Consider the following 13,372-nt stretch of genomic DNA (forward strand, 5'->3'; position numbering starts at 1 on the left):
CGATCGCGACACATCTCACACGTGCGGTCCGCATCCTGGTCACCCCGTACGACGTCGGCCGCGCGCGCCGCCGCCTACGATTGTGCGGTGCCCTTGTCCGACGCGCCCGCCGTCGACGCCGCTCCGGCGGCCGCCGCGAGCGCCACCGCTGCTCACTCTGCCGGTGCCGGCTCTGCTGATGCCGGCCCTGCCGGTGCACGGTCCGCCGGTGCCGGCTCTGCGGGTGCCGGTCCTGCGAGTTCCGGCTCTGCCGGCGCCCAGTTTGCCGGTGCCCACTCTGCGGGTGCCGGCTCGGCCGGTGCCGCCGGCCCTGGGGTCGCCGTCGAGGTGCGCGGCCTCGTCAAACGCTACGACGGCCGCGCCGTCGTGGACGGCCTCGACCTGGTCGCCCGCCCGGGCGCCGTCACCGCCGTCCTCGGGCCCAACGGCGCGGGCAAGACGACCACCGTCGAGTGCTGCGAGGGCCTGCGCTCCCCCGACGGCGGCACCGTGCGCGTGCTGGGCCTCGACCCCGTCGCCGACGCCCGCGCCCTGCGCCCCCGCGTCGGCGTCATGCTGCAGGACGGCGGCCTGCCCACCGGGGTGCGCGCGCTGGAGCTGCTGCGCCACGTCGCCGCCATGTACGCGGCGCCGCGCCCCGTGGACGAGCTCGCCGAACGCCTCGGCCTGCACGGCTTCGCCCGCACCACCGTGCGCCGACTGTCAGGCGGGCAGCGGCAGCGCGTGGCGCTCGCCGCGGCGGTGGTCGGGCGGCCCGACGTCGTGTTCCTCGACGAGCCGAGCGCCGGCCTGGACCCGCAGAGCCGGCGCGCCGTCTGGGACCTGGTGCGCGAGCTACGCGCCGACGGTGTCGCCATCGTGCTGACCACCCACCTCATGGACGAGGCGGCCGACCTCGCCGACCACGTGCACATCGTGGACCACGGCCGGGTGATCGCATCCGGCAGCGTGCGCGAGCTGACGGACGGCGAGACGGGGCCGGGGACGGTGCGCATCGAGGCCGCGCCGGGGCTGGACCTGGCGGGGCTCCGTGAGGTGCTGCCGGGTGCCGGGTTGGGCGGCGGGGTCAAGGCCGGCGGTGCCGCGGGTGTCGCTTCGTCCTCCGGCAGCGGCATCGGGGCCGACGGCGGCGCGGCCGACGGCTCCCCCTGGACCGCCGCGGAGCCCGAGCCCGGTGTCTACACCCTCACCGGTCCGATCGACCCGGCCGCGATAGCCACCGTGACGGCGTGGCTCGCCGACCGCGGCGTGCTGGCCCGGTCGGTCACGACCGGCTGCCGCACCCTCGAGGACGTGTTCCTCGACCTCACGGGGAGGAACCTGCGATGAGCGCCGGCACCGCACGGAGCTCCGCCGGAACACGCAGCACCACGCCGGCCGGCCCGTCCGACCCGTCCGCCACGGCGCCGTCGGCCGAGACGATGCCGACCAAGACGGTGCGGGCCGCCGGTACAGGTGCCGCGCCCGTCGTCCGCCGGATCGTGGCCCAGGCCGTGTTCGAGACGCGGGCCATCCTGCGCAACGGCGAGCAGCTCCTCGTGACGATCGTGCTGCCGGTGCTGGTCCTGGTGGGTCTGGTGCGCACGTCGTTCATCGACCTCGACACGCAGGGCTACTCGCGGGTCGACTTCGTGACGCCGGGCGTGCTGGCCCTCGCCGTGATGTCGACGGCGTTCACGTCGCAGGCGATCGCCACCGCGTTCGACCGGCGCAACGGCGTGCTGCGGCTCATGGCCACCACGCCGCTGGGCCGCAGCGGACTGCTGGCGGGCAAGGTGCTCGGCGTGCTCGCCGTCGAGGTGGTGCAGGTGGTCGTCATCGCGGGCGTCGCGGTGGCCCTCGGGTGGCGGCCGGAGCTGGGCGCGCTGCCCGCCGCCGTCGGCGCCGGACTGCTGGGCACCGCCACGTTCACCGCGCTGGCGCTGCTCCTGGCCGGGACCCTGCGCGCGGAGGGTGTGCTCGCCGTGGCCAACCTGGTGCTCGTGCTGCTCACCGTAGGCGGCGGTGTGCTGCTGCCGGCCCAGCAGCTCGCGGGCCCGCTGGCGCATGCCGCGGTGCTGCTGCCGTCCGGCGCCTTGGGCGAGGCGATGCGCGGAGCCCTGCTGCACGGCGCCGTCCCGCCGTTCTCCGTGGTGATACTGCTGGGCTGGACGGCGGCACTCGGCGCAGGCGCGGCCCGCCTCTTCCGCTGGCACTGACCCCCTTCTTCCGCTGGCACTGCCCCCGGGCGAGCCATGCCCCTGAGACCCGCCCGGAACCGCCGAACCGCAAGCTGATCGCCCCGCCCATCCGCGCCGAACCGCAAGATAGTCGTCGCCACCGGCGCCGAACCGCAAGATGATCGTCGATCTGGCCGCTGATGGACTCGCGACCTTCGGTTCGGCAGCGGTGGTGACGATCAGCTTGCGGTTCGGCGGGGCGCCCGCTTCGTGACCGGCCCGTACGCGTTCGGGGAAACACCTACCTCGAATCCATAGTCGAACGGTATGACCAATTCGTAGGGTTGGCGGGTGAAATTTGCCCATTTAGGGTTCACTTCACCTACATTCCCCAGGGAGGCAGCGTGACTTCCACTCACAGCAACCGTCGCCGGCTGATCGTCGGCGCCGGTATCGCGATCGCCCTCGCGGCGGCTCCGGCCGCGGCCGCGGTGACGTCGTCGACGCCGGACGAGGCCCCGGCGCCCGTCGCCGGAGCGGTGATCGAGGACTCGTACATCGTGGTCCTCAAGGACACCGACGTCGCCAAGGCAGAGGTCAAGAGCACGGCAAGCAGCCTGGCGCAGAAGTACGGCGGCGAGGTGCGCCACTCGTACACCAACGCGGTGCGCGGGTTCTCGGCGTCCATGTCGGCGGGCGAGGCCAAGAAGCTCGCGGCCGACCCGTCGGTCGCGTACGTCGAGCAGAACCGCGTGATGACGGCGACGGACACGCAGTCGCCGGTCCCCTCCTGGGGCCTGGACCGCATCGACCAGGAGGGCCTGCCGCTCGACGACTCGTACACCTACGGGAACTCGGGCAGCGGCGTGACGGCGTACATCGTCGACACGGGCATCCTGACCACGCACGAGGACTTCGGCGGCCGCGCGGTCAGCGGCACCGACACCGTGGACGGCGACGACGACGCCACCGACTGCGCGGGCCACGGCACGCACGTCGCCGGCACCGTCGGCGGCGCGGCCCACGGCGTCGCCAAGGACGTCTCCCTCGTCGCGGTCCGCGTGCTGGACTGCGGCGGCTCGGGCAGCTACGACGGCGTGATCGCCGGCATCGACTGGGTGACCGCCGACCACCAGGCCGGCGAGCCTGCCGTGGCCAACATGTCGCTCGGCGGCGGCTTCTCGCAGGCCGTGAACGACGCCGTGTCCGCGGCGGTGGCCGACGGCGTGACCTTCGCCCTGGCCGCCGGCAACGACTACGCCGCCGACGCCTGCGACGGCTCGCCGGGCTCGACCCCGGAGGCGCTGACGGTCGGTGCCACCGAGGACGACGACGCCCGCGCCGCCTACTCGAACATCGGGAGCTGCGTGGACATCTTCGCGCCGGGCAGCGACATCACGTCGGCCTGGTACACCGGCGACACCGCCACCAACACCATCAGCGGTACCTCGATGGCCACGCCGCACGTCGCGGGCGCCGCGGCGCTCGTGCTCGGCGGCAACCCCGCCGCCACGCCGGCCGAGGTCGGCGACGCCCTGACGGGCGCCGCCGTGCCGGACGTCGTGACCGACCCGGGTGCCGGTTCGCCCAACCTGCTGCTGAACGTGAGCGGCCTCTGACGGTTCCCTCCCGCACCACGCAGGGGCCCCGGCATCGCGCCGGGGCCCCTGTGGCGTTCCTGACAGCTAGTCGGCAAAGAATCACAGGCGGTCCGGGCCCTGCGCGGGAGGCGGCGCCGCCGTCGGGCACTAGCGTGGACCCGTGACCGCAACCGCCGCCCCCACCTCCTGGTTCACCGCGCTCGCCGGCCGGGTCGACCGCTTCCGGCACTGGACCCGCGCCGTCCTGATCGCGAACCTGGTCGGCCAGATCGGCATCATCGGGACCGGCGGGGCCGTGCGCCTGACCGAGTCGGGCCTGGGCTGCTCCACCTGGCCGGAGTGCGAGCCGGGGCACTTCACCCCGCAGTTCCACGAGGCCACCACCCTGCACCCGTACATAGAGTTCGGGAACCGCACGCTCACGGGCGTGCTGTCGGTCATCGCCGTGCTGCTCGCGGTGGCGGTGTGCACCGACCTGAACCGGTCGCGGTCCTACCGCGCGCTCGGCCTGGTGCCGATCCTCGGCGTGCTGGCGCAGGCCGTGATCGGCGGCGTCGTCGTGCTGCTCGACCTGCACCCGGGCTGGGTGTCCCTGCACTTCGGCGTCTCGGGCGCCCTGGTGGCCGCGTCGCTGTACGTGCTGCACCGGCACGGCGAGGGCGACCAGCCGCCCACCCCCGTCGTCGGGCCGCGGGCGCGGAGCCTGGCCTGGACCCTGGCCGCGCTGACCGCCGTGGTGGTGGTGCTCGGCGTGCTCACCACGGGCGCCGGCCCGCACAGCGGCGACGCCGAGGTGGGCTACCGGTTCGCCATCGACCCGGCGCTGCTGACCAAGTGGCACGCCGCAGCGGTGTGGGTGTTCGTGGCTGCCCTGGTCGCGTACCTCTTCGTGGTGCGCGGCGGGCCGGGCCAGGCGCGACGGGCCGCACTGATCCTGCTCGGCATCACGCTGGCGCAGGGCGCCATCGGGTACGTGCAGTACTTCACCGACCTGCCGGAGCTGCTGGTGGGGCTGCACATGATCGGCGCGGCCCTGCTGATCGCGGGTACGACGCGGGTGGTGCTGACGACGCGCGTCCGCTGAGCGCGACGCACGTGCGGTGGGCGCGACGCGCCGACACCGGCACTCTCACCCTGGGGTCGGCGCGGCACGCGGCGTCGGCGCACCTGGGATCGGCGCGGCCCGTGAGGTCGGCAGTTGGCATCGAGATCGGTCCAGTGCTGGACCGATCTCGATGCCAACTGCCGACGTCAAGGCCAAAGTGCCGACGCCGTCGCGCCAAAGTGCCGACGCCGACGCGGCGAAGCGCCGACGAGGCCTCAGACCTCAGGCGTCCAGAGGTCCTCGCCGTTCGCCGGCGTCACGGCGCCTGCGCCCACGGGCACGGGCTCCGGCAGGTCGCCCAGCGCACGCTGCGCCACGGCACCCGACGAGAAGTTCGCGTAGCACTCGGGGCAGTACCAGTCCGGCGTCGGGACCGGGGTGTCGAAGCCGCCGTACACGACGTCCGGCTCGAACTTCATGGTGTCCGCCGCCTGGCCCCACACGATGCGCTTGGTGGCGCCCCGCTGACCGCACGAGGGGCACGCCGGGCGCATCTGCGCGCGCTGCGACAGCACCGAGTGCCCGTGCAGCAGTGCGTGGCACGGGCCGCACACCAGGAAGGTCTGCTGGATGAGCTCCGTGATGGGGCGCTCGCCGGTCTGGCCGGTGTGCGCGCCGTCGTCGTGCGGCCGCAGCTGCATGACGTCGACGAACCGCTCGCACGAGGCGCAGCGCTCCTCGCGGCGCAGGTCGGCGCCCGAGACCTGCTTGTGCCCCAGCAGGCGCAGCACATGCAGGTTGGGCGACAGCTCGTCGGTCTCGCAGTGGCCGGCGTCGAGCGTGCCGGTGGCGCCGTGCTTGTACTGGTGGGCGATGCCGTCGAGCACCAGGCGCGCGTGCTCCTGGGGCAGCCAGCCGGACGACCGCGCGTAGGCGGCGGCGCCGTTGAAGAGGTCGTCCCAGACCACTGGCTTGTCCGGGCCGAACACCTCGTCGCTGACCCAGTCCTCGCCCTGGGTGGTGCCCATGAGCTCGACCGCGGCGACGATGCCGGGCTCTGAGCCCACGACGGTGACGACGACGTCGCCGCGCTGCGGGCCGTCGGCGCCGCCGGGCAGACGGTGCTCGTGGCTCCGGCTCGCGATCGCTACCGCCTCGCCCAGCCAGTCCTCGGACCAGTTCAGGTAGACGGACGGGACGAGCCACGCCGGGAGGGACGAAACATTGGGAAGCATGTCGGGTTCGCTGGTCACGCGGGGAGGATAGCGCAGCCCGATGACGTCGTTATGACACCCGCGATCCGCGGACTTCCGGGCTTACCGGAACTCGACCACCACCTGGTCGTACCCCAACGGCGACAACATCGCCTCAAGGGTCTTCACCGTGTTCGCGCGGGCCCGTTCGGCCAGGTCCGAGTCCGCCGCTGCGTCCGAGATCTGCTCCTGGGCCACGGCCAGCGCCTCCTGGCGGGAGTCGGTGTCGGTGTCGAAGAAGTCGCCGACCCGGTCCACCAGGCCGCGGTCCTCCGTCAGCGCGCGGCTGGCGTCGAGGTCGATGCGCGGCTCGGCGAGCTCGGGCTCGGGCAGCGTCACCGCGACCGTCGTGCCGTCCGCCGAGATCTCGACAGCGTCCCCGTCCAGGCCGGTGAAGTCCACGTAGGCCTCGACCGAGCCGTTCACGACGAGCACCGTGCGCTCCCCCGCCAGCCAGCCCGGCACGTACTCGACGTCCCGCTCCAGGTCGACCAGCACCTCGTACTGCGCCTCGCCGGCCACGAACCGCGCCAGGTCCCGCATGCTGACCAGCACGGGCGTCTCGGACCGGTCGACCTCGCTCGTGGTGAACGGGTTCAGGCCCTCCAGGAACACCCGCCAGAAGGCGTCACGGAAGTCGTCGCGCAGCGCCGACAGCACCCCGGCCACCGCCCCGGCGGTCAGCGCCACACCGACGAGAAACCCGAGCACCCCCGCCAGCCAGGCAGGCATCCGCCGTCGTCGCGCGCCCGACGGCGAACCGGCGCGCCCACCCGCCGAACCCACCTGCTGGGTCTCCGCCCCGATCCCGGCCATGCCGCTCCCGTCCTGAAGACATATCCGACATGTCTCCCCAACCCCAAACGCTAGCGCCCTCACTGACACTCGCCCCCGCGCGTGGCCCGGCCCACGATCCGGATGGTCGGCAGAACGTCAGGTGATCGGTAGTCCGAGGTGCCGATCACCTGACAGTTTGCCGAACACAAACTGACCCACACCACACCCAGCGCGCTCAGCTCCTGCGGTACTCCCACGGGGAGTCCACCGGGCGCAACGTCTCCCAGTCCGACGCCCGGCCGATCGCCGCCGCGAGCACACCCGCGATCGTCGCCGCGTTGTGCAGCCGGCCCGCGAGCGCCAGCGCCGCGGCCTCCTCCAGCGGCACCGGCACCACGACCATGTCGGCCTCCTCGGCCTCACGGGTGTGCCGCTCGCCGTCGGGCACCGGGGCGAGGTCGCGGGCCAGGTAGACGCGCACCGCCTCGTTGCTGCCGCCCGGGGTGGGCAGCAGGTCGAGCAGCACGGCCCAGGAGCCGGCGGTCATGTCCGCCTCCTCCGCGAGCTCGCGGGCCGCGGCGACGTGCGGGTCCTCGCCGTCGAGGTCGAGCAGGCCGGCGGGCGCCTCCCAGAGGAACGCGCCGACCGGGTGCCGGTACTGGCGCAGGAGCAGCACGTCGCCGTCGTCGGTCAGCGCCACCACGACCACGGCGCCCGGGTGGTCGACGTACTCGCGGCGGACGATGCCGCCGGCCTCGCCGAGGTCGACCTCGTCGGAGACCATGTCGACGATGAAACCCTGGAACGGGACGTCCAGACGCCGCGCGGGGCGGGGGTCGATGACGTCCGTGATCTCAGTGCTCATCCCGCTTGCTTCTCGAGCGCCGCGGCGATCAGGCCGGCGAACAGCGGGTGCGCGCGGGTGGGGCGCGACTTGAACTCGGGGTGGGCCTGCGTGGCCACGAAGTACGGGTGGGTCTCGGCGGGCAGCTCGACGAACTCCACGAGCGACGAGTCGGGCGACGTGCCGGAGATCACCAGGCCGGCCTCCTCCAGCTCGCCGCGGTAGGAGTTGTTCACCTCGTACCGGTGCCGGTGCCGCTCGGAGACCTTCTCGCTGCCGTACGCCTTGGCCACCACCGAGCCGGCGGTGAGCAGCGCCTCGTACGCGCCGAGGCGCATCGTGCCGCCCAGGTCGCCCTCGCCCTCCACGATGGCCTTCTGCTCGGCCATCGTCGCCACCACGGGGTGGCTGCTGGCCGGGTGGAACTCGGTGGACGACGCGTCCGCCCAGCCCAGCACGTTGCGCGCGTACTCGATGACCATGGACTGCAGGCCGAGGCAGATGCCGAGGGTGGGCACCAGGTTCTCGCGCGACCAGCGCAGCGCCCCGACCTTGCCGTCGATGCCGCGCACGCCGAAGCCGCCGGGCACCAGCACCGCGTCGACGCCTTCGAGGGACGCCCGCGCGCCCTCCGGCGTCTTGCAGTCGTCGGCGGCGACCCAGCGGATCGCCACCTTCGCGTCGTTGGCGAAGCCGCCGGCGCGCAGCGCCTCGGTCACGGAGAGGTACGCGTCGGGCAGGTCGATGTACTTGCCGACCAGCGCGACCTCGACGTTGTGCTCGGGCTCGTGCACACGCTCCAGGAGCCGGCTCCAGCCCACCCAGTCGACGTCGTGGAAGGGCATGCCGAGGCGGCGCACCACGTACGCGTCGAGGCCCTCGGTGTGGATGACGCGCGGGATGTCGTAGATCGACGGCGCGTCGGCGCAGTTGATCACTGCCTCGTTGTCGACGTCGCACATGAGCGCGATCTTGCGCTTGATGCTCTCCGGCACCACGCGGTCCGAGCGCAGCACGATGGCGTCCGGCTGGATGCCGATCGAGCGCAGCGCGGCCACGGAGTGCTGCGTCGGCTTGGTCTTCAGCTCACCCGACGGGCCGATGTACGGCACGAGCGAGACGTGCAGGAAGAACACGTTGTCGCGGCCCAGCTCGTGCCGCACCTGGCGCGCGGACTCCAGGAACGGCTGCGACTCGATGTCGCCGACGGTGCCGCCGATCTCGGTGATGATCACGTCGACGTCGTCCGAGGCCTGCTCGCGCATCCGGAGCTTGATCTCGTCGGTGATGTGCGGGATGACCTGCACGGTGTCGCCCAGGTACTCGCCGCGGCGCTCCTTCGCGATGACCCGGGAGTACACCTGGCCGGTGGTCACGTTGGACGAGGCGGGCAGCTCGACGTCGAGGAACCGCTCGTAGTGGCCGATGTCCAGGTCGGTCTCCGCGCCGTCCTCGGTGACGAAGACCTCGCCGTGCTGGAACGGGTTCATGGTGCCGGGATCCACGTTGAGGTAGGGATCCAGCTTCTGCATGGTCACACTGAGGCCGCGCGAGCGAAGCAGGCGGCCGAGCGACGACGCCGTCAGCCCCTTGCCGAGCGAGGACGCCACGCCACCGGTGACGAAGATGTGCTTGGTCGGCGTGGTGGCGCCGGACCGCTGACGGGACTGGAGACTGCTTCGGTGTTCGACCACGGAACTCCATCCTATCCGAGGTACAGCGTGCCGGTGGTGTAACACCCGGCACACGCGCTCGCCATGTGGGGATTGTCGATCGGTTCCGATCGAGTGTGCCCCTGCTGCGGCCAACTCGCTCGGTAAGTCACCCGTCCCTGGAGAACTTCCTCCGCAGCGCGCCCAGCCGCGGCCCGACGGCGGCGCGCAGGTCGCGGTCGAGCAGCACCGCCACCCCGAGCGTGCCGAGCGCGGCCAGCAGGCCGAAGGCCAGCCCGAGGCCCAGGTCGGCGGCGAACGCGCCGCCGTCGAACGGCACCTCGTTCGACGCCGGGTCCGAGAACGAGAGGAACGAGGTCTCGATGAGGCCGAGCCGCCAGGGCACCCACAGCCCGGCGGCGGCGCCGACGGCGGCCGCCGCCACGAGCACGAGCAGCGCGCGCCAGACGCCGCCGAGCGCGGGCGGGCCGAGGTGCCTGCGCACGGCCAGGAGCAGCCCGAGCCCTGCCACGACCATCCCGGCCGTGCCCACGGCGCCGAGGGCCGCCATGACGTTCGTCCGCAGCGTGAGGTCCACGCAGGACGTCGCGGCGCAGCCTGGCCCCTGCGCCTGCCCGGCGAACAGCAGCGGCACCAGCGCCGCACCGAGCGCCGACACGCCCCAGCCGCTCGCGGTCGCGATGACGGCGGCCCGCCCGTGGTCGACGGCGTACAGCGCGCGCGACAGGTGCAGGATCAGCGCGAACCCGATGAGCCCCGGCGCCATCGCCATGAGCCCCGCGGCCAGGCCGGGGGCGTCGCCCAGCACGATGAGGTCGAAGACCCGCTCGACGAACGGGGCCGCCGCGACCAGCGCTGCCACGCCCAGCGCCGTCACGAGCAGCAGCGTGCGTGTGGTGCGGGCGACCAGGGCGCGCAGCTCGCCCAGCCGGCCGGCCGAGGCGTGCTCGGCGAAGTGCGGGAACGCGCTGGTCGCGATCGGGAACGCGAGCACCGCGTAGGGCAGCAGGTAGACCTGCTGGGCGTACAGGTAGACCGAGAGCGTGCCGTCCCCGCCGGCGGCGTTGGCCGCGCGCAGCGTGAGGAACACCGAGAGCTGCTGGGCCACCAGCGCGCCGACGCCCGCGAACGCCAGGCGCGCGGCCCGGGGCCCCTCCCCGGACGGGAACCGGAGCGTGGGCCGCAGCCGCAGGCCCGTGCGCCACACGGGCACCACGAGCGGCAGCGCCAGGAACAGGACGCCGACGGTGGTCCCCCACGCCAGCCACTGCAGCGCCTGGGCCGACAGGGCCGCGACGTCCCGCTGGTCGCCGTCGGCCAGGAGGGCGAAGACGCCGTAGACCACGATGACGACGAGGCTGGAGACCAGCGGCGCGAACGCGGGCCAGAAGAACCGCTTGTGCGCCTGCAGGATGCCGCCCAGCACGACGGCGAGCCCGTACAGCGGCACCTGGACGGCGAACACCCGCAGGAACGCCGTGGCGACGTCGACCTGTGCCGGGTCGTCGAGCCCGGTCAGGCCGATGATCGGGCGCGCGAGGAGGGCCGTCAGGCCGGCCAGCGGCACCAGGACCAGCATCGTCCAGCCCAGCAGGGCGGACGCGATGCGGGAGGCCTGCTCCTTCGAGGCGGTGGTGCCGTCGGCGGTGAAGGCGGCCCGGCTCAGCGGTCCGGCCAGCAGCGGCACGACGGCGCCCGCGAGCGCGCCGCCCGCCGCGACCTCGAACAGCAGGTTGGGGAGCTGGTTGGCGGAGTTGAAGACCGTGCCGACGCCGTCCGACCCGAGCCAGGCGCCCTGCGCGAGCCAGCGGCCGAAGCCGACCACCCGGCTGGCGAGCGTGACGACGGTGACGAGCAGCGCGGCGCTCGCCAGGCTTCCGAAGCGGCTCACGCGCCCGGGGAGGCCATGGGGTCGGAGGCGGGGGTCGAGCGCACTCCGCCTGCCGGGCCGGGGGTGGCCGGGCCTTCGTCGGTCGAGGCCGGGCCGGCCGAATCCGGGCCGGCCGAATCCGTGCCGGCCGAATCCGTGCCGGCCGCGGCCGCCGGGGACTCGGCCGGCCGCCGGCCGAGCATGTCGATCCTGTTGAGCCACTCGTTCTCGGCGATCACCTTGGAGAAGCTGACCTTCTCGGAGGCCAGCGTCAGCCCGACGACCCCGGCGAGGGCCGCGAGCCGCACCGCACGCGGCGCGCCGAACGCGATCTGGCTGCCCACGAGCGCGCCCAGCGCGTTGGCGCCGCCGTCGCCCAGCATGTCCTTCTCCCCCAGGTCGCCGGGCGCGGCAGCGGCGGCGGCACCGAGAACGGCGCCCGTGGCGCCGGCACTGCCGAGCGCGAACGGGAGGCTGGCCGCGGCGCCGGCCTTGAGCGCCCGGCCGGGGCGCAGGTCGAACAGGTTGAGCAGGTTCGCGGTGCCCGCGATGAGGGCGCCGTTGACGCCGACGTCGACCAGGCGCCCGAACGCGCTGCCGGTGCGCGGGGTGCCCGCCGCCGCGGCCACGAGCGCGGCACCGGAGATGCCGAGCACCTTGAGGCCGCCCGTCGTCAGGCGGCCCTCCTTGAGCGCGCCGAGGTGGCCGGCCAGGCCCTTGGTGCGCACGGAGGTGTCCTCGGCGAGGTCGTCGACCAGGCCGAAGCCGCCCGCCGCTGCGGTGGCGAACGCCGTGGCGCCGGGCGCCCTGCCGCCGCCGACCGCCGCACCGGCCACCAGGCCCGCGGCGACCGCCGGACCCTCCAGGAGGCTGATCGGCTCGCCGCGGTGGTTGGTCCGCGTCCATGTGCTGGCGCCGCCGAGGGCGCCGTGGGCGATCTCCTCGTCGAGCTTGCGGCGGGCGAACGCCGTCGCGACTCCGGCGACGATGCCCGCGACGATGAACCTGCCTGCACCCATGAGCTGCTACCCCTCGGTCTGTGTCGGTTCTTCGGGTCTGTGCTTCGAGTTCGTGCGTTTCGAGTTCGTGCGTTCGAGCTCTGCCTTCAGGGCCGGGCCTCGGTCAGGCGTCCCGGCCTCAGCCGACGGGCGGCAGCACCGTGGCGTCGTCCTCCAAGCCGTACTGCCCGACCGTGCCGGCCAGCCGCGCGGCCACCGCGAGCGGCACGTTGATGCGGCCCGTGAGCCGTTCGATGCCGCTCACCGTGGTGACCTCCGCGGCGATCTCGTCGTCGTCCCGGACCACCTGCACGGCGTCGCCGCGCTCCTCGGCCGGACCGGCGAGCACTGCGGCGCCGGAGACCTGCTGCGCCGCCTGCGCGACGACGGCCCACGCGTCGGTGGCCGGCTCCTCCGCCGGCTCCTCGGTGGCGCCGTCGACCGTCTCCTGTGCCTGCTCGGCCGGGCCGACCAGCAGCACGAGCGCCTGCGCCGCCTGCGTCTGCTCCTCGCCGGGCTCCACGAAGCCGAACCGTTCGAGCTGGTTCTCGAGGTCCATGGCCTGCGTGCTGCGGTCGGTGCCGCCGTCGTTCCCCGTGAGCGCGAGGGCCAGGGCCGCGCCGAGCACCCCGTTCGGGTCGTCGGCCTCGGGCGCTGCGGCGCCGAGGTTGGCGCGCAGCCCCTCGGCGACGGTCTCGCGCGAGGACTCCTCCTCCGGGTCGGTCCACGCCTCGGTGAGCACCGGCTCGGCCACGATCGTCGCGCCGGCGGTGTCGAGCTGGTTCAGCACGCCGTCGGTCACGTCCGCGTCCACCTCGCCGAGCTGGACGACGGCCACGCGGTTGCCCTGGAGCGAGCCGGGGACCAGCTCCATGCCGACCGCCGCGATGTAGCGTTCGTCGCCGTCCAGCGCGGTCTGCGTGGCGTCCAGCTCGGTGCGCAGGTCGCTGCGCTCGGCGCGCAGCGCGTCCACCTGCTCGGTCAGTGTCTCCCCGATCGCGCCCTGCAAGGGGCCCGCGCCGAGGATGATGCCGACGGCGAGGGCGAGGAACACGGAGATGAGCGAGACGAGGTGGTATCGGAAGTCGATCACGGTACGGAGAAGTCCTTAAAGCAGGTTCCGGGCGGTGAGCCCGGCATTGATGGGGGCGG

Annotated in this window: 11 protein-coding genes; 4 read left to right on the forward strand and 7 right to left on the reverse strand. The window is 73.6% G+C overall.

All coding sequences use genetic code 11. The features are described from left to right. Nucleotides 1-327: 327 nt before the first annotated feature. The 4 genes from AC0QU1_RS14720 (at nucleotide 328) to AC0QU1_RS14735 (ending at nucleotide 4,844) form a co-directional block, all read left to right on the forward strand. Nucleotides 328-1,329, forward strand: a complete 1,002-nt coding sequence (locus AC0QU1_RS14720) for an ABC transporter ATP-binding protein (protein ID WP_483576698.1) — start codon at nucleotides 328-330, stop codon at nucleotides 1,327-1,329. A 92-nt stretch (nucleotides 1,330-1,421) separates the two neighbouring features. Further along, the gene (locus AC0QU1_RS14725) at nucleotides 1,422-2,198 is read left to right on the forward strand and encodes an ABC transporter permease (RefSeq protein WP_483576699.1); all 777 of its coding nucleotides are present in this window, start codon (nucleotides 1,422-1,424) and stop codon (nucleotides 2,196-2,198) included. 365 nt (nucleotides 2,199-2,563) lie between these two features. After that, complete coding sequence (locus tag AC0QU1_RS14730) at nucleotides 2,564-3,778, forward strand: S8 family peptidase (RefSeq protein ID WP_483570298.1); 1,215 nt, start codon at nucleotides 2,564-2,566, stop codon at nucleotides 3,776-3,778. Between the two features lie 142 nt (nucleotides 3,779-3,920). Continuing rightward, nucleotides 3,921-4,844 (forward strand): COX15/CtaA family protein, encoded by a 924-nt coding sequence (locus AC0QU1_RS14735; protein ID WP_483570300.1) that lies wholly within the window; start codon nucleotides 3,921-3,923, stop codon nucleotides 4,842-4,844. A 236-nt stretch (nucleotides 4,845-5,080) separates the two neighbouring features. Here the strand turns inward: AC0QU1_RS14735 and AC0QU1_RS14740 are convergent, their stop codons facing one another. From AC0QU1_RS14740 to AC0QU1_RS14770, 7 genes are all read right to left on the reverse strand, one after another. Further along, nucleotides 5,081-6,058: a hypothetical protein gene (locus AC0QU1_RS14740; protein ID WP_483570302.1), complete on the reverse strand. Its 978-nt coding sequence runs from the start codon at nucleotides 6,056-6,058 to the stop codon at nucleotides 5,081-5,083. A 63-nt stretch (nucleotides 6,059-6,121) separates the two neighbouring features. Then, nucleotides 6,122-6,874, reverse strand: coding sequence for a DUF4230 domain-containing protein (locus AC0QU1_RS14745; RefSeq protein WP_483570304.1), 753 nt, complete (start codon nucleotides 6,872-6,874; stop codon nucleotides 6,122-6,124). Nucleotides 6,875-7,070: 196 nt separating this feature from the next. Continuing rightward, entirely contained in the window at nucleotides 7,071-7,700 is a 630-nt protein-coding gene (locus tag AC0QU1_RS14750; protein ID WP_483570306.1) for an NUDIX domain-containing protein, read from the reverse strand. Beyond that, entirely contained in the window at nucleotides 7,697-9,373 is a 1,677-nt protein-coding gene (pyrG, locus tag AC0QU1_RS14755; RefSeq protein WP_483570308.1) for a CTP synthase, read from the reverse strand. Before pyrG ends, AC0QU1_RS14750 begins: the two co-directional genes overlap by 4 nt. A 127-nt stretch (nucleotides 9,374-9,500) precedes the next feature. After that, entirely contained in the window at nucleotides 9,501-11,243 is a 1,743-nt protein-coding gene (gene murJ, locus AC0QU1_RS14760) for a murein biosynthesis integral membrane protein MurJ (protein ID WP_483570310.1), read from the reverse strand. Next, nucleotides 11,240-12,241 carry a hypothetical protein gene (locus AC0QU1_RS14765; protein ID WP_483570312.1) on the reverse strand — a complete coding sequence of 334 codons (1,002 nt, stop codon included), beginning with the start codon at nucleotides 12,239-12,241 and terminating at the stop codon, nucleotides 11,240-11,242. Before AC0QU1_RS14765 ends, murJ begins: the two co-directional genes overlap by 4 nt. Before the next feature lie 118 nt (nucleotides 12,242-12,359). Next, entirely contained in the window at nucleotides 12,360-13,313 is a 954-nt protein-coding gene (locus AC0QU1_RS14770; RefSeq protein WP_483570314.1) for a copper transporter, read from the reverse strand. Between the last annotated feature and the right edge of the window lie 59 nt (nucleotides 13,314-13,372).

The sequence above is a fragment of the Promicromonospora noduliphila genome (assembly GCF_056951025.1).